The 20,531-nt window shown below is 63.9% G+C and carries 16 protein-coding genes; 9 read left to right on the top strand and 7 right to left on the bottom strand.

Annotated features, from left to right (window positions below; all coding sequences use genetic code 11):
• Positions 1–2: 2 nt before the first annotated feature.
• Positions 3–1,013 (bottom strand): Mrp/NBP35 family ATP-binding protein, encoded by a 1,011-nt coding sequence (locus PQ457_RS02920; protein WP_273618294.1) that lies wholly within the window; start codon positions 1,011–1,013, stop codon positions 3–5.
• Between the two features lie 179 nt (positions 1,014–1,192).
• On the opposite strand from PQ457_RS02920, the gene hflK reads away from it, so the two are divergent.
• The 3 genes from hflK (at position 1,193) to PQ457_RS02905 (ending at position 4,912) form a co-directional block, all read left to right on the top strand.
• On the top strand, positions 1,193–2,383 hold the full coding sequence (hflK, locus tag PQ457_RS02915) for a protease modulator HflK (protein ID WP_273618293.1): 1,191 nt from the start codon (positions 1,193–1,195) through the stop codon (positions 2,381–2,383).
• Entirely contained in the window at positions 2,380–3,252 is an 873-nt protein-coding gene (gene hflC, locus PQ457_RS02910; RefSeq protein WP_273618292.1) for a protease modulator HflC, read from the top strand. The genes hflK and hflC overlap by 4 nt, the downstream gene beginning before the upstream one ends.
• A 136-nt stretch (positions 3,253–3,388) precedes the next feature.
• Positions 3,389–4,912 (top strand): Do family serine endopeptidase, encoded by a 1,524-nt coding sequence (locus PQ457_RS02905; protein WP_273618291.1) that lies wholly within the window; start codon positions 3,389–3,391, stop codon positions 4,910–4,912.
• 247 nt (positions 4,913–5,159) lie between these two features.
• On the opposite strand, the gene PQ457_RS02900 is transcribed toward PQ457_RS02905, so the two are convergent.
• Complete coding sequence (locus PQ457_RS02900) at positions 5,160–7,211, bottom strand: transglycosylase domain-containing protein (protein ID WP_273618290.1); 2,052 nt, start codon at positions 7,209–7,211, stop codon at positions 5,160–5,162.
• Between the two features lie 169 nt (positions 7,212–7,380).
• Positions 7,381–7,782 (bottom strand): peptide-methionine (R)-S-oxide reductase MsrB, encoded by a 402-nt coding sequence (gene msrB / locus PQ457_RS02895; protein WP_273618289.1) that lies wholly within the window; start codon positions 7,780–7,782, stop codon positions 7,381–7,383.
• A 212-nt stretch (positions 7,783–7,994) separates the two neighbouring features.
• Here msrB and PQ457_RS02890 point away from each other — a divergent pair, with 212 nt between their 5' ends.
• The gene (locus PQ457_RS02890) at positions 7,995–10,502 is read left to right on the top strand and encodes a TonB-dependent receptor (RefSeq protein ID WP_273618288.1); all 2,508 of its coding nucleotides are present in this window, start codon (positions 7,995–7,997) and stop codon (positions 10,500–10,502) included.
• 39 nt (positions 10,503–10,541) lie between these two features.
• Here the strand turns inward: PQ457_RS02890 and PQ457_RS02885 are convergent, their stop codons facing one another.
• Positions 10,542–11,417, bottom strand: a complete 876-nt coding sequence (locus tag PQ457_RS02885) for a dienelactone hydrolase family protein (protein ID WP_273618287.1) — start codon at positions 11,415–11,417, stop codon at positions 10,542–10,544.
• A gap of 207 nt (positions 11,418–11,624) precedes the next feature.
• On the opposite strand from PQ457_RS02885, the gene PQ457_RS02880 reads away from it, so the two are divergent.
• Genes PQ457_RS02880 through PQ457_RS02870 form a run of 3 tightly spaced genes read left to right on the top strand, consistent with a single transcriptional unit; the run spans position 11,625 to position 15,586 of the window.
• Complete coding sequence (locus PQ457_RS02880; protein WP_273618286.1) at positions 11,625–13,139, top strand: lignostilbene-alpha,beta-dioxygenase NOV2; 1,515 nt, start codon at positions 11,625–11,627, stop codon at positions 13,137–13,139.
• Between the two features lie 3 nt (positions 13,140–13,142).
• Positions 13,143–14,099: an SDR family oxidoreductase gene (locus tag PQ457_RS02875; RefSeq protein WP_273618285.1), complete on the top strand. Its 957-nt coding sequence runs from the start codon at positions 13,143–13,145 to the stop codon at positions 14,097–14,099.
• A 17-nt stretch (positions 14,100–14,116) separates the two neighbouring features.
• Entirely contained in the window at positions 14,117–15,586 is a 1,470-nt protein-coding gene (locus PQ457_RS02870; protein ID WP_420540979.1) for an aldehyde dehydrogenase, read from the top strand.
• Positions 15,587–15,649: 63 nt separating this feature from the next.
• Here the strand turns inward: PQ457_RS02870 and PQ457_RS02865 are convergent, their stop codons facing one another.
• The 3 genes from PQ457_RS02865 to PQ457_RS02855 form a co-directional block, all read right to left on the bottom strand.
• Positions 15,650–16,405 (bottom strand): SDR family NAD(P)-dependent oxidoreductase, encoded by a 756-nt coding sequence (locus PQ457_RS02865; protein ID WP_273618283.1) that lies wholly within the window; start codon positions 16,403–16,405, stop codon positions 15,650–15,652.
• A gap of 26 nt (positions 16,406–16,431) precedes the next feature.
• Positions 16,432–16,815 carry a nuclear transport factor 2 family protein gene (locus tag PQ457_RS02860; RefSeq protein ID WP_273618282.1) on the bottom strand — a complete coding sequence of 128 codons (384 nt, stop codon included), beginning with the start codon at positions 16,813–16,815 and terminating at the stop codon, positions 16,432–16,434.
• A 111-nt stretch (positions 16,816–16,926) separates the two neighbouring features.
• On the bottom strand, positions 16,927–17,319 hold the full coding sequence (locus tag PQ457_RS02855) for a nuclear transport factor 2 family protein (RefSeq protein ID WP_273618281.1): 393 nt from the start codon (positions 17,317–17,319) through the stop codon (positions 16,927–16,929).
• Positions 17,320–17,470: 151 nt separating this feature from the next.
• On the opposite strand from PQ457_RS02855, the gene PQ457_RS02850 reads away from it, so the two are divergent.
• Both PQ457_RS02850 and PQ457_RS02845 read left to right on the top strand, forming a co-directional pair.
• Positions 17,471–18,349: a DUF8021 domain-containing protein gene (locus PQ457_RS02850; RefSeq protein WP_273618280.1), complete on the top strand. Its 879-nt coding sequence runs from the start codon at positions 17,471–17,473 to the stop codon at positions 18,347–18,349.
• Positions 18,346–20,529 (top strand): outer membrane protein assembly factor BamB family protein, encoded by a 2,184-nt coding sequence (locus tag PQ457_RS02845; protein WP_273618279.1) that lies wholly within the window; start codon positions 18,346–18,348, stop codon positions 20,527–20,529. Before PQ457_RS02850 ends, PQ457_RS02845 begins: the two co-directional genes overlap by 4 nt.
• The last annotated feature ends 2 nt before the right edge of the window (positions 20,530–20,531 follow it).

Here is a 20,531-nt window from a genome sequence, read left to right as displayed (position 1 = left end):
GCTTAGCCCTTTTCCGGGGTCACACCCTGCGTGGCCAGCCACGGCAGCAGCTTGCGGGCGATGGCGGCAAAAGCCTCGGCCTGCGGACCTTCGCCCGCCGCGGGCGGCTCGCCCGCGTCCGAGCCAAGCCGGATCGCCATATCCAGAGGCACGCGGCCAAGGAAGGGCATATCGAGCCTTTTAGCCGCATCCTCGACCGCGCCAAGGCCGAAGGGATCGGACAGATTGCCGCAATGGGGGCAGACATAGCCCGCCATATTCTCCACCAGCCCCAGCACCGGCACATGGGCCGCCTCGAACAGGTTGAGCGCGCGACTGGCGTCCATCAGCGCCAGATCCTGTGGGGTCGAGACGATGACGGCGCCTGCGGGCTTGTGCTTCTGCACCATGGTCAATTGCACATCGCCCGTGCCGGGGGGCAGGTCGATCACCAGCACCTGCGTTTCGCCCCACCATGCGTCGATCAATTGCCCCAGCGCGCCCGACACCATCGGCCCGCGCCATGCAATCGCGCGCCCATCCTCGATCAGATGGCCCATCGAGAGCACCGACACGCCATAAGGGCTGGGCACGGGAAACATCTTGCTGTCCTTGGCGGCGGGCTTCTTGCCCTCATTGGCCAGCAGGCGCGGCTGTGACGGGCCATAGATGTCGGCATCGACCAGCCCGACCCGCACCCCCATCCGCGCCAGCGCCACCGCCAGATTGGCCGAGAGGGTGGATTTGCCCACGCCCCCTTTGCCCGAGCCCACGGCCAGGATCAGCGGCCCCTTGGGCGCCGGAGGAGGCGCATCGCGGTCGGCCACGATGCCTACGCGCACCTCGGATACGCCGGGCGCGGCCGAGAGCACAGCCTTGGCCCCGGCCTCCAGCGCGGCACGGCCATCGCCGTCCAGCCCCGCCCCGTCCAGCACCAGCGTCACCACCCCATCGGCCAGACGCAGCGATTGCACCCGCGCGGCCATATCGGCAGGCAGAAGTTGGCGCAGATCATCGGCGGGCTGGGCAGTCATCAGAGTTTCCTTGCAGCAAACGGGGCAATAAAACAGGCCAAAAACAGCCCTGCCCCCGCGCCCTAGAGCATTTTGCGCTCAAGGGGAAACACCCGAACGCGCGCGCCCTAGGGGAAATTTGCGCGCGCGGCTTCAATCGCCCCCTGTTAATTCGCAAGGAGGCACCTATAGATAAGACCATGAAGCAATTGGCCGAGCGGATAGCGCAGGAAATTCAACGCCGGTTTCAGAGCCGGAAACAGGATCGGGTCTGGGACATGTCCCCTGCCCTGCCCCCGGTGTTCAACGCCGAGCAGGATGACGGCGATGCGGAGGGCAAAAAGCCCGAAGGCAACAGGCCCGAAGGCACAGGCCCGCGCAACCCTTGGCAAACGCCCAGCGGCGGACCGGGCGGCGGCAAGGGCGCGCCCCCGCGCCGCGCCAGCAGCCTTGAGGACATTTTCCGCGCCCGGCGCGAAAACGGCGGACCGGGCGGCCCCGGCCCCATGCCCTCCGGCCCCAATTTCCGCATCCCCCAGCGCCCCGACGGCAAGAGCTGGACACCCTTGGTGCTGGGCGGGGTGGCGCTGGTCTGGCTGGTGTTTTCCACCGGGCATCAGCTCTCCTCGAACGAGCAGGGCGTGGTCACCACCTTTGGCAAGTATACCGCCACGATCGGGCCGGGCATGAATTTCACCGCACCCTGGCCGATCCAGCGCGTGCGGGTCGAGGATGTAACCTCGATCCGGCGCGACAATGTGCCCGAGGGCGAAACCGAAAAGCTGATGCTGACGGGCGATCAGAGCCTTGTGGATTTAAGCTATATCATCCGCTGGAACATCCGCAATCTCAAGCAGTTCGCCTATCAGTTGGAGGACCCGCAGGGCACCGTGCGCGAAGTGGCCGAGGCCGCGATGCGCGCCAGCGTGGCCGAGGTTAAGCTTAATGACGTGATGCTGGGCACGCGCCGCGCCGAAATCGAAAGCAATGTGCGCCAGCGGATGCAGGCGGTGCTCGACGCCTATCATTCGGGCATTCTGGTGCAGGGCGTGGACATCAAGAAGGCCGATCCGCCCTCCAAGGTCAATGACGCCTTTCAACGCGTGCAGGCCGCCCAGCAGGACGCCAACCGCGATATGTCGAACGCGCGCGCCTATGCCGAACAGGTGGTGCAGCGCGCGGAGGGCGATGCCACCGCCTTCAACAAGGTCTATGCCCAGTACAAGCTGGCGCCCGAAGTGACGCGCCGCCGCATGTATTACGCCACGATGGAGCAGGTTCTGTCGCAGAATGACAAGGTGATCGCCCCTGCCGGCGGTTTCAATTCCTATATGCCTTTGCCCGCGATCCAGAAAAAACCGGCCGAAGACGGCGTGGTGGTGAAGCCATGAGCGCGCTGTTTCAGGACGGCATTGCCCCGCGCGCCAAACTGGCGGTGGCAGGGTTGATCGCGGCGGCGCTGGTGGGCTTTTCGGCCATTGTCGAAGTGCCCGAGAGCCAGCAGGCGGTGGTGATGTGGCTGGGCGATCCGGTGCGCGTCATCAACCGTTACAAGCCGGGCGTGGATTATGGCAACACCGGCGCAGGACTGTCGCTGCGGGTGCCTTTCCTTGAAACGCTGGTGCGGGTGGACCGGCGCGTGCTCAATCTGGATATGGAGCGCCAGCAGGTTAACTCCTCGGACCAGCAAAGGCTGGAGGTGGATGCCTATGCCCGCTTTCGCATCATCGATCCGGTCAAGATGGTGCGCACCGCCGGAACCGCCGAGCGCGTCCAGGAACAGTTGCAGCCGATCATGACCAGCGTGCTGCGCCAGGGTCTGGCCAGCTATACGTTTCAGTCGCTGCTGACGCCCGAGCGCGGCGTGATGATGGAGCAGATCCGCAAAGCGCTGGACATCGAGGCGCGCGAATATGGCGCCCAGATCATCGACGTGCGCATCAAGCGCGCCGACCTGCCCGACGGCACGCCGCTCGAACGCGCCTATGCCCGGATGGAGGCCGCGCGTGAGCAGGAAGCCACCACCATCCGCGCCATGGGCCAGAAACAGGCCCAGATCATCCGCGCCGACGCCGAGGCCACCGCCGCCAAGATCTATGCCGAGGCCTATGGCAAGGACCCGTCCTTTTACGATTTCTATCGCGCGATGGAGAGCTATCGCACCACCTTCGCCAATCCGGCCAACAAATCGTCGACCACGATCGTGCTGACGCCGGACAATGACTATCTGCGCCAGTTCCGCAGCCAGAAGGGTCAATAGGGCGATGGAACCGGCACGCGCCTATTCAATTTCCATTCAGGACGCCCGCGCGTAAATACAACCCCATGGCCGGACGGAGACCGGCCCCCGCCCCCGGTGCAACCGGGTCCGGGCAACACAACAAGGACTATGCCCAGTGCGATACGCTTATGGAGTGACCAGTGCGCTGCTTCTTGGGGGTGCGACCCTCTCGCTCCTCACCGGACTTCCCGCCGGGGCGCAGGTGGCGCAAAACGATGCGCAGAACATTCAGGCGATCACGCCCCGCGTGGGCGCGCCGTCCAGTTTTGCCGATCTTACCAGTCAGTTGCAGCCGGCGGTGGTGAACATTTCCACCCGCCAGAAGGTGCGCGTGGCGGGCGGGGCCAATCCCTTTGCCGGCACCCCCTTTGAAGGCTTCTTCGGCGGCGGCGATTCCGGGCCGCAAACCCGCGAGGCGCAGTCGCTGGGTTCGGGCTTTATCGTTTCGGCCGACGGCTATCTGGTCACCAACAACCATGTGGTGACACCCGAAGGACAAGGCGTGGTCGAATCGATCACCGTCACCCTGCCCGACGGCAGCGAATATCCCGCCAAGCTGATCGGCAAGGATGCGGCCTCCGACCTTGCCGTGCTGAAAATCACGGCGGGCAAGCCCCTGCCCTTCGTCAAATTCGGCGACAGCCGCAGCGCCCGCGTGGGCGATTGGGTGGTCGCCATCGGCAACCCCTTCGGCCTTGGCGGCACGGTGACGGCCGGGATCATCTCGGCGGTCTATCGCAACACGGGTCAGGGCGGCGCCTATGACCGCTATCTCCAGACCGACGCGGCGATCAATCAGGGCAACTCGGGCGGCCCGATGTTCGACATGAAGGGCCAGGTGATCGGCATCAACCGCGCGATCTTCTCGCCCTCTGGCGGCAGTGTGGGCATCGGTTTTGCGATTCCGGCCGAAACCGCCGCGCCCATCGTCGATCAATTGATCAAGGGCCAGACTATCGAGCGCGGCTATCTGGGCGTGCGCATCCAGCCCGTCACCACCGACTATGCCGATTCGATGGGCCTGCCCCACAATCGCGGCGAACTGATCCAGGCGGTCGAGCCGGGCAAGGGCGCCGATCAGGGCGGCGTCAAGGCGGGCGACATCGTGCTCAAGGTCGGCGGCAAGGAAGTCACCCGCGACCAGACGCTCTCCTTCCTCGTCTCGAACGTGAAGCCCGGCACCAAGATCCCGCTCGAAGTGCTGCGCGGCGGCCAGCACCTGACGCTTAATGTCGCGGTGTCCAAGCGCCCGACCGACGAGGAACTGGCCCAACAGACCTTTGACCGCAAGAAGGGCGGCGACGATTTCGAAAAGGCCCCCACCAAGGGCTCTGGCCTTGCCGAAAAGGCGCTCGGCCTCTCGCTGCTGACGCTCAATCCGCAGATCGCGCGCCAGCTTGGCCTGCCTGAGGATACCAAGGGCGTGGTCGTGGCGGGCGTCGATGCCTCCTCGGATGCGGGCGCCAAGGGCTTTGAACGCGGCGACGTGCTGCTCTCGGTCAACAACACCCCGATCACCAGCGTGGGCGAGGTCGAAAACGGCATCCGCGCGGCGCAGTCGGCGGGCCGCACCGCCATCGGCGTCCAATGGATGCGCCCCGGTCAGCCGCCGATCTATGTGGGCATCCGCCTGCGTTGATCGCTTGACCCATTGGGCATGAACAGGTCCCCGTCAGCGTCAGGCTGGCGGGGGTTTTGTTTTGTGAGGTCGCGGGTTTTATGCCTCCGGCGGGCAAAGGGACTCGGTACCTTTGCAATCCCATTCATGAGGTGGCGCTAGGTAGGCCAGAATGGGCTTATAAGATTAAAGCCTGCGGCGCGGTAAGCTCATCGCAGACAGTGACGGGAGCGCGAGGGACGAGTCCCTCGCATAAATCCCTCGTCCCTTAAATCCCCACGCCCGGCTGCGCCCGCTTGCGGGTATTGTCCCCCTGACGCCCGGTGGCATTGTCCAGAAAGTCCGGATTGGCCGCAGGCGCGGGCTGATTGTCGGTGGGATTGTTGCCATCCGGGGCCGCGCCCTCATCGGTCGGCACATAGGCGTCCGGCCCGCTCAGGTTGGCAATATCGTCGGGTTCCAGCTGCCAGTCAGGCAGGGTCAACTGGGTTTCGAAGGGCTCAATCGGGCGCTGGGCCACGGCGACCTTCATATATTGGGCAAAGGCGCGCGCCGGGGCCGTGCCGCCCTGCAGGCCGGGCACAGGCTTGGCATCGTCGCGGCCCATCCACACGCCAGTGGTAACGCCGCTGGAAAAACCGAGGAACCAGCCGTCCTTGTTGCTGCTGGTGGTGCCGGTCTTGCCGGCCACGGGGCGGCCGATCTGGGCCGCCCGGCCCGTGCCGATGTTGACGGCGGTCTGAAGCAGGTCGGTGATCCCCGCCGAAACGAAGGGCGCCACCAGCGTCTGCCCCTGCTTCTGGGCATGTTCATACAGCACACGGCCATCGCTGGCGACGACCTTGACAATGCCATAAGGCTCGACCGAGGTGCCCCGCGCCGAAACGGCGGCAAAGGCCTTCACCATGTCGATCACGCGGACATCATTGCTGCCCAGCACCATCGAGGGGTTGGTCGAGATCGGCGTGGAAATGCCAAAACGGCGCGCCATCGCGGCCACGGCGTCAAACGTCACCTGCTGGCCCAATTGCGCGGCCACGGTGTTTTTCGAATAGGCAAAGGCGGTGCGCACGTCGATCTGGCCCGCATAGGTGCCGCCCGAATTGCGCGGGCTCCACCCATCAATGGTGACAGGCTGGTCAACCACCGGATCGTCAGGCTTCACGCCCGCCTCCAGCGCGGCCATATAGACGAAGAGCTTCCACGCCGAGCCGGGCTGGCGCAGGGCATTGGTCGCGCGGTTGTAATTGCTGGTCACGTAATCCAGCCCGCCCACCATCGCCAGCACCGCGCCGTCGCGGTCCATGCTGACCAGCGCGCCCTGCGCATCCTTGGGTGTATAACCCTTGATGGCCGAGGCGGCAGCGTTCTGAAGCTTGGGGTCCAGCGTGGTCCAGACCTCCAGATTGTCATGATTGTTGGGGTCGCGCGTTTCGGGCAGCAACACGTCAAGCTGCGGCAGCGCCCAGTCGGTGAAATAGCGCACTGTGCTTTGCGAGGCTTCGGCGGCGAGCTTGACCGATTGCAGGTCGACGGCATCGGCCTGCGCCGGGGTGATCGCACCTGCATCCACCATCACCTCCAGCACGACCTTGGCGCGATCGATGGCGGCCTGCTGGTCGGCGGTGGGGGAATAATGGCTTGGCGCCTTGACCAGACCCGCAATGATCGCGGCCTCGCCCAGGCTGAGCTGGCGGCCTTCGTGGCCGAAGAATTTGCGCGCGGCCGCATCCACACCATAGGCGCCGCCGCCAAAATAGACCTTGTTCAGATAGAGTTCGAGGATCTCGTCCTTGGAAAACTTGAACTCCAGCGCCAGCGCGATCAGCGCCTCGCGCGCCTTGCGGTTCCAGGTGCGGTCATTGTTCAAAAAGATCGTGCGGGCAAGCTGCTGGGTCAGGGTCGAGCCGCCCTGACGCCATTTGCCCTTTTGCGCGCGCACGTAAAAGCTGCGCAGCACGCCGATCGGGTCAATCCCGATATGGTCGCGGAAACGGCGGTCCTCGGTGGCAACGATGGCCGCTTTCATCGACGAGGGGATTTCCTGATAGGACAGCCACTTGCCATAGCTGGGCCCCATGGCGAACAATTCGCTGCCGTCGCGCGCGCGAACCAGAATGGTCTGGCCGTTCTGGCTGGTCTTCATCGTGTCGAAATCGGGCAATTGCTGGGCTTCGAACCAGACAGCGGCAAATATGGTGATCAGCGCCAGCAGGCCCAAGGCCCCGGTCCAGATCGCCAGTTTTTTCAAAAACCTGCGCAGGCCTGAACCCGATTCTTTATCGGAATCGCCCGAACCGCGCCTATTCTGCCTTGCCATCGAAACGCCAACCCCTGCTGCACGCGCGGAAAAGGAACCGCGCCGCGCCAATCATGCACAAACCACGGGCGCGCGAATTGGATCCGCGCGCCGCCCGACAAATCCGCATAGGCGATAGAGGGCTCTTGGTTAACCTGAAATTGCTGGGGTTGCCGCAAAAACGGGGTGATCAGTCCTTTGGCTCAAAATCCAGACTGGCGCTGTTGATGCAATAACGCAGGCCGGTGGGTTGCGGACCATCGGGAAAGACATGGCCCAGATGGCCGTCACAGCGCGCACAGCGCACCTCGGTGCGGATCATACCATGCGACATGTCGCGGTGCTCCAGAACAGCGTCGCTGCCCTCGGGGGCATAGAAACTGGGCCAGCCCGAGCCGGAATTATATTTGGTCTCCGATGAGAACAACGGCGCGCCGCAGCCCGCGCAAAGATACTCGCCCGCCGTCTTGTTGCTTTCATACTCGCCGGTAAAGGCGCGTTCGGTGCCGCCTTCGCGCAGGACATGATATTGCATCGGGGTCAGGCGTGCGCGCCATTCTTCCTCGGTCTGGGGCATGTCGGGGTCGGCCATCGGGGTTCTCCTTTGCTGTCCCGACATATGGGGCGCACGCGCCGCGGCGGCAAGCCCCCGGCCCTTGGGCAGGACTGCGGCAAGAATGTCGCGGTGGTGGTGAAAATGGGATTAGGAATAACAATCACATTGCTGAAATTTTCACAAACGCGATAAACAGGCGTTGACGCGGCGTGCTAGGGATTCGCCGCGCACCTATGAGAGGATGCATCATGATCGGTATTCGGGGGCTTTACCTGTCTGGCGCCTGTGTTGCGATGATCGCAACCGCCACCACCGTCCATGCTCAAACCGAGCAGCCCAAGAAGGACGTTACCACAGGAGAGATCGTTGTCACGGCGCAATTCCGCAGCCAGAAGTTGCAGGACACGCCGCTGGCCATCACGGCCATGACCGGGGCGTCGCTGGCCGCGCGCGGACAGACCAATGTGGCCGAAGTGGCCGCGCAGACGCCCAATGTCACCCTGACCCCGCAAAACGCCTATCTCGGGCCGGGCATCATCGCCTTTATCCGCGGCGTGGGGCAGACGGACCCCAATTTCGCGCTCGAACCGGGCGTGGGCATGTATATCGATGACGTTTACCTGCCCACCCTCACCGGGTCGCTGCTCGACCTGATGGACCTTGACCGGGTCGAAGTGCTGCGCGGGCCGCAGGGCACGCTTTCCGGGCGCAACTCGCTGGGCGGTTCGATCAAGCTCTATTCGGTCAAGCCGCAGGGCAATGGCAAGGGCATGGTCGAGGGCACCTACGGCTCGTTCAACCGCATCGACATGCGCGGCTTTTTCGACCTGAAACTGGCCGACAATCTGTTCCTGCGCGTGTCGGGCGCAACCAAGAACCGCGACGGCTATGTCAAGCGGCTGGATTACGCCAAGACCCACCCCGGATCGAATGTGCCCACGCAGGCCACCGGCGACAGCCCAGTGCTGGGCACGCTGGGCGGCACCAGCTTTACCGCGGGCAAGGTCGCGCTGCGTTGGCAACCGGCCAGCAATGTCGAGGTCAATGTCTCGGGCGATTACACCCGCCAGCGCGACGAGCCGGGCGCGACCGTGCTGATCTATGGCAATTCCATCGCGCAATTCGCCGGTTCGCCCGTCAGCAAGTCGCCCGCCCGCCCATGGCTGCGCGGCACCAACGGCGCCCCGATTCCCTTGAACTGCGCCTTTGTCGCCAGCGGCGTGAACAGCTGCGACACGGTGCCCGCCGGGTATGACGGGCGCTATGTTTCCTATGCCACCTTCTTCGACAATGCGGCATCGGACAGCCAGATGCCGTATAAGCCGCTGACGCTGAACCCGCATTCGAACCTCGACAATTATGGCTTTGCCGGGACCATCGACTGGACGATCGCCGAGGATCTGGCGCTCAAATCGATTTCGGCCTATCGCCATTACACCTCGTCATGGGCCTTTGCCGAAGGCGCCCCGGTCCAGCCCTCGATGCTGGAGCAGGCGCAGGCCAATACCCAGTGGAGCGAGGAAATCCGCCTGTCCGGCAAGGCTCTGAACCGCCGTCTGGATTACACGGTGGGCGGCTTCTACTTCCATGCCAAGGGCACCTATACCGGGCGCATCGACCTCAACTATGCGGGCATCGACTTCCTGCACGGGCCGGACACGACGCCCGCCACGAATAAGGCGGTGTTTGCCAATGTCTCGGGCAAGCTGACCGACGCGCTGACCATCACGGGCGGCGTGCGCGCCAGTTGGGACACCAAGGATTACACCTATTCACGGCATAATCCCGATGGCTCGACGATCCTGCCCTGCACCGGCTATCCCTTTGTCGTGGGCCAGCCTGCGAATTGCGCGATTGCTGCTCTGAATGGCCTCAACGCCCATTTTGAAAAGCAGCGCACCGACTGGCGCATCGCGGGCGACTATCGCTTCAACCCGCAGCTGATGGTCTATGCTCAGGTTTCGACCGGCTATCGCGCGGGCGGCGTCAATCCGCGTCCCTTCTATATCAACCAGGCCCAGTCCTTCCAGCCCGAGACCATCGTGGCCTATGAGGCGGGCTTCAAATCCGACCTGTTCGACCGCAAGCTGCGCTTTAACGTGTCGGCCTTCTACAATGATTACAAGAACATCATCCTAACGGTGCTCAATTGCCCCAACAATCTGGGCTTCCCCTCGACACCCTGCCTGCAACCCAAGAATGTCGGCTCGGCCCATGTGAAGGGTATTGAAATCGAAACGATGATCCGCCCGACCGCCGGGCTGACCTTCGATGCTTCGCTCTCCTATCTCGATTTCAAATATACCACCGTGGACACGGCCAGCACGGGCGTTGCCGCCAACATGGTTCCGCCCTACACGCCCAATTGGAAGTGGAATGCGGGCGTGCAATATGACATCCCCGATGTCCTGAAGGGCACGCTCTCCTTCCGCGCCGATGGCAATTACCAGTCGCACATCTATGTCGACCCCACCAATGTCGACAGCGCGGTCGTATCCACCACCACCCCGACGGGCGGCGGCGGCGCCTTGGCCACGCAGGTGGCGACCAACCGGATCAACGGCTATTTTCTGGGCAATGGCCGCATCACATGGAAGAGCGCCGCCGATGGCTGGACCGCCAGCGTCGAGGTGCGCAACATCTTCAACAAATATTACTTCACCTCTATGACCGCGAATTATGTGTCGATCGGCACGGTGTCGGGCGCGCCCGGCCTGCCGCGCACATGGGCGGTGACGCTGAAGAAGGATTTCTGAAGGATGGAAAGGGGGAGGCCGAAAACCTCCCCCTCTTTTTTACAGCTTGGCGAACAGCGCAAGCTGGCGGGCATAGGCGCGCTCCGCCTCGCCCTTGTCATAGGACGGTGCGTCCAGCGTGCACCAGCCATGATCGGCATTGTACACTTCCACCTCGGCCGGGCGCCCGGCGGACGCAGCGGCGGCTTTGAGCGCATCCTTGTCGCCGGGGCTGCGCGCATCGTCATTCTTGGCGATGGCAAAGAGGAAGCCGGCCTTGGTCGCCCCGATCAGCTTGTGCGGGCTGTCGGCCGCATCGCCCACCAGACCGCCGCCGTGGAAACTGGCGCAGGCCGTGACCCGGTCGGGATTGGCCGCCGCCGTGCGCACGGTATAGCCGCCCGTCATGCAATAGCCCGCCGAACCGATCTTGCGCTTGGTGTCGACCGCCGCCTGCTTGTCCAGCCAGCCCACAAAGGCTTTGGCATCGCTGATGATGCCCGGCGTGGTGATGGCGGCAATCGCGGGCTTCAGCTTCTCGCCGCCGGCGGGCGTGCGCCATTCGGCAAGGCTGTTCAGCAGCGGCGCCTTGGCCGTGCGATAGTAATGGTTGACCAGCAGGACCGCATAGCCGTCCGAGGCCAGACGCCGCGCCATCACCTTATAGGCATCGCGCGAACCGGCAATGTCGGGCCATACGATAATGCCCGGATGCTTGCCGGCGGCGGGGTGGACAAAGAAAGCGTCGCATTGGCCATCGGGCGTGGAAATCGCCACCGCGCTTTCCTTCAATGCCGCGCCTGCGGCAATTGCCTGCTGCGCCCCGGCCATGGCGGCGGCGGCGCCTGCCGCGCTCAACGCGGCAAACTGGCGGCGTGACAGGCCCCGCGTGGCGGCATGGGCATCGTCATCGGCGATGGTGAGTTCGTCGCACATGGGAATGCTCTCCTTGATGGGACAGGCCCGCGCGGCCAGCCTTTTTACGGCGCAAAGCTGGCGCAGAAACCGGGATAATTCAACCATCCCGAACGGGACGATACAATTTGCGACCCGCCCCATCGCCCCGCATCGTCGAAAGGGGATTGCAAGACGCGGCAAAGCGCATAAGATGCTAACAAAAGTTAGTATAAAGAGGTGAGGATCATGGCTACAATCGCAGGGACCGATGCGCCCGCAACCGCAAGGCAATTCCCGCAGACATCGCATTTTGTCGGCCTTAACCAGCCGGTGGGACAGGAAATCTCGCTCACCGGCCTGAAGGTCGAGGGCACTTTGCCGCCCGAGGTTGTCGGCAGCTTCTATCGCGCGGTGCCCGATCCGCATTTCGCGCCCAAGTTCGATGACGACAACGTGCTCTCTGGCGACGGCATGATCAGCCGCGTGTCCTTCAACGCCGACAACACCGTGGATTACGCGATCCGCTATGTCCGCACCGCGCGCTGGATCGCCGAGGATGAGAAGGGCCGCGCCCGCTTTGGCCGCTATCGCAACCCCTTTACCGATGATGCCGATGTGGCGGGCATCGATCGCACCGTGGCCAACACCACGCCGGTCTGGCACGCCGGGCGCCTGCTGATGGCCAAGGAGGATGGCCGCCCCTACGCAATCGACCCGATCACGCTGGAAACGCGCGGTTCCTATGACTTTGGCGGGCGGCTCAAATCAAAGACCGTCACCGCCCATGTCCGCATCGATGCCGCGACGGGCGAGATGTTCCTCTACGGCTATGAGGCCGATGGCGAGGCCAGCACCAAGATCGCCTATCTGATCGTCGACAAGAACGGCAATCTGACCAGCGAGCAGTGGTTCGATGCGCCCTATTGCGCGATGATGCATGATTTCGCGATCACCGAGAATTACGCGCTCTTTCCGATCTATCCCACCACCTGCTCACTCGAACGCCTCAAGGCTGGCGGCGATCACTGGGTGCATGAGATGGAGACGGACAGTTGGCTGGGCGTGATGCCGCGCTATGGCGATGTCTCGCAAATGCGCTGGTTCAAGGGGCCCAAGGGCGTCTCGGCCTATCACTTCATGAACGCCTTTGAAGACGCCAACGGCATCATCCATTTCGACCAGTGCCTGTCGAACACCAACGCCTTCCCCTTCATCCGCGAGGCTTCGGGCATCCATATGGCCCCGTGGGAGGTGCAGGGCGCGCTGACCCGCTGGAGCGTGGACCCCAAGGGCGATGCGAGCGAAGTCACGCAAAGTGTGGTCGGGCCTCCGGGCGATTTCCCCCTAATCCCGGCGCGGATGCAGGGGCGGCCCAACCCCTATGGCTGGATGCTGACCATGGACCCGCAGATGAAGGGGCCGCCGCTGGCCGGGGGGCCGGTGGGGGCGATGTTCAACACGATCATCCGCCTTGATGTCGCGGGCGCCGCCGGTCAGGTGCTCGATGCGCTGGCCCTGCCGGTGGGCTGGAGCCTGAACGAGCCGGTTCATGTGCCGTCGCATGATCCCGACCATCTGGGCTATATCGTCACCATCGTTGACCATCAGACCGGCGAAAATCAGTTCGAACATGCCGCATGGGTGCTGGACGCGGGCGCGCTGCATAAAGGCCCCTTGGCCAAAGTCGCCATCCCCGCCCGCCTGCGCCCGCAGGTCCACGGATGGTGGGTGCCGCAAAGCGCTCTGGAAGCGGCGGAGTAGGCCATGGGCAGGATCGTCATCACCGGCGCCAGCGGCCAATATGGCCGCGGCGTCACCGACCGGCTGATCGCGGCGGGTCTGGGGGATCGGCTCATCCTGATCTCGCGGACCCCCGCCAAGCTGGCCGACCGCGAGGCGCAGGGCTGCACCATCCGCTATGGCGATTTCGACCGGCCCGAAACGCTGGCCGATGCGGTGGCGGGGGCGGACACCATGCTGCTGATTTCCGGCACGCGGGTGGGCGCGCGGGTGGCCCAGCACAAGGCCGCGATTGATGCCGCCGCCGCGCAGGGGGTTCGCCACATCCTCTACACCAGCTTCATCGGCATCGACGATCCGGCCAACCCCGCCGAGGTGCGCCACGACCACATTGAAACCGAACGCCTGATCCGCGCGAGCGGCATGGATTGGACCATGCTGCGCGATGCGCATTATGCCGATGCGATGATCGTGATGGCCGGGCCCGGCGTGATGAGCAGCGGTCAGTGGATATCGAACGCGGGCGACGGGCGCGAGGCGATGGTCTGGCGCGAGGATTGCGTGGAAAGCGCGGTGGCCGTGCTGCGCGACATAGCCGACGGAACGCGCGACCATGCGGGCCGGATCTATAACATCACCGGGCCGGAATTGCAGAGCTTTGCTGAAGTGACGGCGATCCTGTCGCAAGTTACCGGCGTGCCGCTGACCTACACGCCCGTCTCGGACGAGGCGCAATATGCGATCTTTGACGCGATGGGCATCCCGCGCCGCCCGGTGGACGACCAAAGCATCAACGGCATTCCGTGGAACAGCGACGACATGGTGACATTCGGCGCCGCGATCCGCGAGGGCTTTCTGGCCATCCGCAGCGATGATGTCGAAAATCTCACCGGCCGCCCGGCGCGCAGCGTGCGCAGCCTGATCGAGGCCCATGCGGACATGCTGCGCGCGGCCGCCCAACCCATGGAACATGCGAAATGAACGCCCCCTTCCCCCAGATTACCCCGGTTGAACCCAATATTGCCCATAAGGATCGCCTGTTCATTGGCGGCGCATGGGTGGCCGCCCATTCGTGCCGGATGATCGAACAGATCAGCCCCGATACCGAAGAGGTCGTTTCCGCCGTGGCCGAGGCCGATGCGGCGGATATGGACGCGGCCGTTGCCGCCGCGCGCCATGCCTTTGACCATGGCCCATGGCCCCGGATGCAGCCGGGCGAACGTTTGGCGGTGATGAAGAAAATGTCAGCGATCCTGCACGCCCGCGTGGGCGAGACGGCGCGGGCATGGTCGATGCAGATGGGCGGCCTCGCCAGTTTTTCGGGCATTATGCAGGCCGGATCGAACGCCACGTTCGACGGCATCATCGCCATGGCCGAAGGCTTCGACTGGGTGGAAAAGCGCCCCACGGTGGGCGCGGCGGTCGGGCTGGTCGCCTATGAGCCGGTGGGCGTGGTGGCGGCCATCGCGCCATGGAACGGGCCCTATGGCATCATGCTCAACAAGGTGGCCTATGCGCTGGCCGCCGGGTGCTGCGTCATTATGAAGCCCAGCCCGGAAACCCCGCTGGAGGCCTATATCATTGCCGAGGCGGCGCAGGAGGCGGGTGTGCCTGCGGGCGTGGTCAATCTGGTGACGGGCCACCGCGAGGCGTCGGGCCATCTGGTCTGCAATCCGGGCGTGGACAAGGTCAGCTTCACCGGATCGACCGTCGCGGGCAAGCGCATCGCACAGGTCTGCGGCGAACGGATTGCGCGCTGCACGCTGGAATTGGGAGGGAAATCGGCGGCGATTGTGCTGGACGATTTCCCCATTGAGGTCGCGGCCAAGATCTTTGCCGGAACCATCTGTATGATGAGCGGGCAGGTCTGCGCGATGCTGAGCCGCGTGCTGGTGAGCCGCGAACGCCATGACGAACTGGCCGCCGCGATCGCCGCCGAGATGGCGCAGGTGAAGATCGGCCATAGCGACGATCCGACCACCCAGCTTGGCCCGGTGGCGATGAAGCGGCAGTTGGAGCGGATCGAGAGCTATATCGAGGAGGGCAAGCGCAGCGCGCAATTGGTGCATGGCGGCGCCCGTCCAACCCATCTGCCCAAGGGCTATTTCATCGAACCAACCCTGTTTGCCCATGTCGATAATGCCAGCCGCATTGCGCAGGAGGAAATCTTCGGCCCGGTTCTGGCACTGATCCCCTATGAGGATGAGGCCGACGCGATCCGCATCGCCAACGCGTCCAGCTTCGGCCTCAACGGTTCGGTGCTGACGCAGGATGTCGATGCGGCCTATCGCATTGCCCGCGCGGTACGCACGGGGGCGGTCGGACAGAACGGGCTGCGGATGGATTTCGGGCTGCCCTTTGGCGGCTTCAAGCAATCGGGCCTTGGGCGCGAGGGCGGGATCGAGGGGCTTTTGGGCTATACGGAGCTGAAAACCATCCTGCTCGATGGGATGCCTTCAGGCCTGTAAAACCCGAAAGGGGGCGCCGGCCAGATTACGGCGACGCCCCCTTCCCCTCTCACAGAGCGGACATCAACGCAGCTCGATACAGCCGCCATCGACGAATAGGTCGACGCCATTGATAAACGATGCGCGCGCGCTGGCAAGAAACAACACAGCCTCGGCAAGCTCTTCTGCGCTTCCCATGCGACCAATTGGCACCACTGCGGCCATCATTGCCTTCATTTCGGCGATAGTTTGGGGCGTGGCGTCGCGCTTGAAAATTTCGGTGTCGGTCGGGCCGGGGCTGACCATGTTGACGCGGATGCGGCGGGGCAGCAATTCCTTGGCCAGAATGCGCGCCATCGCCCGCAGCCCCGCCTTGGCTGCGGCATAGACAACATTGCCCGGCACCGCGGCCAGCGAGCCGATCGAGCCGGTGACGACAATCGCCCCCCCATCGCGCATCAGCGGCAGGGCGCGCTGAATCGCAAAGAACGCGCCGCGCAGGTTCACATCATGGATCTGGTCCCAGAATTCCTCGGTCACCTGCTCGACCGGGGCAAAACCGCCCACGCCCGCATTGACGAAAAGCACGTCGATCCCGCCCAGCGCCTCCTCGATTTCGGCCATGGCGCCCGCGCTTTGCTGCGGATCGGCCATGTCGCTGCGGATGGCCAAGGCGTCGAGATCCTCGGCCACATCACGCAGCGCCTCCATGTTGCGCCCGGTCACCGCTAGTTTCGCGCCTTCCTCGCGAAAGCGGCGCGCGGCGGCAAGGCCGATCCCCGCCGTGCCGCCCAGCACCACCACGCAGCGGTCAACAAATTCGCCCGAAATCGACACCATGACGCGCGCCCTTTTTATAACCCACTTTAAAACATCGTGTTCGTATTGGCCGAATGTTCCGGCACGGGCGAGATCACATCCCAATGCTCCATCACCCGGCAGCCCTTGACGCGAAAGATGTCGACCACCGCAAAGCCGCGCTGGGCCGCCGCATCGCCGCCCTCGTTCCACCCGTGCGAATGGACCGCGACCAGATTGCCATCGGCGATGATGCGGTGGATCTTGGTATGCTGCCCCTTGTTTTCATTAACAAACTTTTCCAGGAAAGTGATCGCGGCATCGCGCCCGGTCGCGGCATAGGGATTGTGCTGAATATAGCCGGGATCGACCCAGCGCTCAAAGGATGAGCGGACCTGCTTCTTCATGTAAAACTCGTCCATGAACCGGGCCACGACCTGCTTGGGCGTCATTATGCAAACACCCCCTTTGGCAGGCCCTTTGACAGGCGCCGCCGCGACCGGCGCGGCCAGGAGCAACATGAAGGCGGCCATCGAAAAACGCAGCATGACACTCTCCCTGGTTCAGAACATGGAATTGGGATTGACGGGGTTCGCGGGCACTTCCTGCAGCACATCCCAGTGCTCGGCAATCATGCCACCTGCCACACGGAAAATATCCACCACGGCCAGCCCCGGATCGCCGGGAAAGCGTTCGACATGGACATGCACCGCCACCATATCGCCATCGACCATGGCGCGATGAATGGTTTGCCGCGCATCGGGGCTTTCGGCGCGCACCTTGTCGAGAAAAGCTTTCAAAGCCTCCACACCCGGCTCTGCCAGCGAGGAATGCTGCACATAATCGGGCGCAATATAGTGGTCGGCGGCCTGCGAATCCATCGCGATCAAGACCTTGTGATACATCTCGATCACGAGGCGCAGATTGGCCTCTTCCTGCGCAGTCCGCGCCATCATCTCTCTCCCCTGCCTGTTGTTTTTGCGCGATGAACAGGCCTGTCCGCGCAATGGCTATTGTAACAATTGATAGCATATGCCAGACAGGATGCAACCAGCGACAGGGACCATACCCCTCACTCCCCTGTCGCCATACAACAGGGGAGAGGTTATGGATCGGACCGCGCTTTATGGCGTGCTCGACAGGTTTCTGGCGGCTTTGGCGGCGCGCGATGCGCATGCCGTCGATTGGGCGCCGGACGCGCAATTTTCCGAAAACAACGTGATGCTGGCCCCCGGCGACGGGGTTTGGAACACCATTCAGGGCATAGGCGAATACCAACTCCGCTTTGCCGACACGCGCAGCCGACAGGTCGGCTATTTCGGCACGATCATCGAGGCGATCGAGGAATCGGGCTTCACCCTGCGCCTTGCCGTCAATCATGCCGGCCAGATCACGCAATGCGAAATGTGCATCGTGCGGCAAAGCGATTCGGGCATCAAATTCGAAAACCCGCGCTATTGGACCAAGCCCATCCTTGAAAGCGACGCCGAGGCCCCGGTCGAACGCGCCGAAATGGTGCGCCTGTCCAACGGCTATTTCGACACGCTGCAATTGAACGACGGCACGATCCACACGCGCTTTCACCCCGATTGCAACCGGGTGGAAAATGGCGTGCAGACCACGCGCAACCCCGATTTCGCCAAGATCGTGCCCGTCTCCGCGCTGGGCTGTGAAGAACAGTTCCGCATGGGCAATTACCGCTATGACGATGAACTGCGCGCTCGCCGCTTCCCCTTGGTGGACGAGGAGCGCGGTCTTGTGCTGGCCTTTGGCTTCATCGACCATTCGGGCAAACTGGAACGCTATCAACTGACCGACGGGCGCTGGGTCAACAGCCCGGTGCGCCGCCCGCATTCCTTCTACATCTCCGAACTCTTCAAGATCGACCACGGCATGATCTGCCAGATCGAGGCCAATTTCATCACCGTCCCCTATCGCATGCCCAGCCCCTGGCCTGACGAACGGCCCCAAGAGGACCTGCCATGAAACGGCTGATCTCCACCCTCGCCATCGCGGCGCTGGCCACACAACTGACCGCCAGCCAAACGGCGCCGGAGGGCGCGGGCAACCAATGGATCAACCCCGGCGGCGATGCGGGCAAGACCCATTACAGCCGCCTCTCGCAAATCACGCCTGCCAATGCCCCCCGCCTCGGCCTGGCATGGATGGCGGAACTCGGCACCACGCGCGGCATGGAGGCGACGCCGGTGATGGTGGGCGGCGTGCTTTACACCGCGGGTGTGGCGGGCCGGGCCTATGCCCATGATGCCGCCACCGGGCGTCTGCTCTGGGCGTTTGAGCCGCAGGTGGACATGCAATTCAACCGCACGGCCTGCTGCGACATGGTCAACCGGGGCCTTGCCGTGGCCGATGGCAAGGTGTTCATCGCCGCGCTCGACGGCTGGATGTATGCGCTCGACGCCAAGACCGGCAAGGTGGCTTGGAAGACCGACTTTATCGAAAACCGGGCGAAGGGCGACAATTCCACCGGCGCGCCCGAAGTCGCGGGCGATGTGGTCATCATCGGCATGGCGGGCGCGGAATATGACGTGCGCGGCTATGTCACCGCGCTGGACCTGAAAACGGGGCGGATCCGCTGGCGCTGGCATGTCGTGCCTCGCGATCCGGCGCTGGGGCCGCAGGAACGCCCAGAACTCGACGCCGCGCTCAAGACATGGGACCCGCACAGCCGCTGGGACATTGGCGGCGGCGGGGCGCCATGGGACGCGATCAATTATGACCCCGAAACCGGGCTGGTGCTGATTGGCACCGGCAATGGCGGGCCATACGCCACATCGAAACGCAGCCCCTCGGGCGGCGACAATCTCTATATCGGCTCGGTTGTCGCGCTTGATCCCAAAACCGGCGCGATGAAATGGCATTATCAGGAAACGCCCGGCGACAACTGGGATTTCACCAGCACCCAGCCGATGGTGCTGACCCATGTGAAACTGGATGGAGCGGATCGCCCGGTGGTCCTCCATGCGCCCAAGAACGGGTTCATGTATGTGCTCGACCGGCGCGACGGCAAACTGCTGCGCGCCAATGCGATTGCGCGGGTCAATTGGGCCAGCGGGGTGGATCTGAAAACCGGGCGGCCCAATCTGACCCCGGAAAGTTCCGATTATACCACCGGACCCAAGATCGTCTTTCCCGGTACGCCGGGCGCGCGCAACTGGCATGGCGCGGCCTACAGTCCCAAGACGGGGCTGTATTACGGCGCGGTGCTGGATATCGGCAATCTGATCTTCATGACGCCGGGGCAGAAGCCTTTAAAGGCACGGGGGCTCAACAATGACGCCGCGCTGATCTTTACCACCGATGTGGGCGATGCGGTCGACACCCTGCCCCCGCCGCTTGCAGCCCAAGTCAAAGCCCTGCCCGCCTTTGCCGAGGCGGTGAAGAACCCCGGCACGGCGCAGATGCGCGCACTCGATCCTCTGACCGGCAAGACCGTCTGGGCCGCCGACATGAAGGGCTGGCAGGACCGCAGCGGGGCCTTGGTGACCGAGGGCGGGATCATGGTGCATGGCAATGTCGCGGGGCAACTGGTGGTGCGCAATGCCGCCAATGGGCGCATCATCAAGACCATCGACACCGGCACCAGCATCCTTGCCGCGCCGATGACCTATATGATCGGCAAGACCCAATATATCGCCGTGGCGGCGGGCTGGGGCGGCGGGGGCTTTCCCTTTGTGCCGCGCTATGCCGCCGCCTATAACCGGGTCAATGCCAACCGCCTGCTGGTGTTCAAGCTGGAGGGCAAGGCGCGGATGACGCCCCCGCCACGCCTGCCCGCGCTGACCGTGGCGCCCGAACCGCCGGCGCAGGCGCCGGGGGTGACGGCAGAAACCATCGCGCGAGGGCAAGGTCTGTTCTTCGCCAATTGCGCGATCTGCCATGCCAACCGCCATCGCTCGATCACGCCCGACCTGCGCCGGATGCAACCCGGCACGCATGAGATGTTCCGCCAGATCCTGCTCGACGGCTTGCTGGTGCCCGGCGGGATGCCGCGCTGGAATGATATCCTCACGCCGGCGGACGCCGATGCGATCCACGCCTATCTGATCGACCAGCAGACCAAGACACGCGTTGAGGAACTGGCCAAGGTGAAGGCGGGCAAGCCGCTCGACGGACCGGCTCTGACCATTCTTTCCAATTACTAGAG

This window comes from Novosphingobium humi (assembly GCF_028607105.1).
Lineage (GTDB): Bacteria > Pseudomonadota > Alphaproteobacteria > Sphingomonadales > Sphingomonadaceae > Novosphingobium > Novosphingobium humi.
This window is presented reverse-complemented; position numbering and strand designations above follow the sequence as displayed.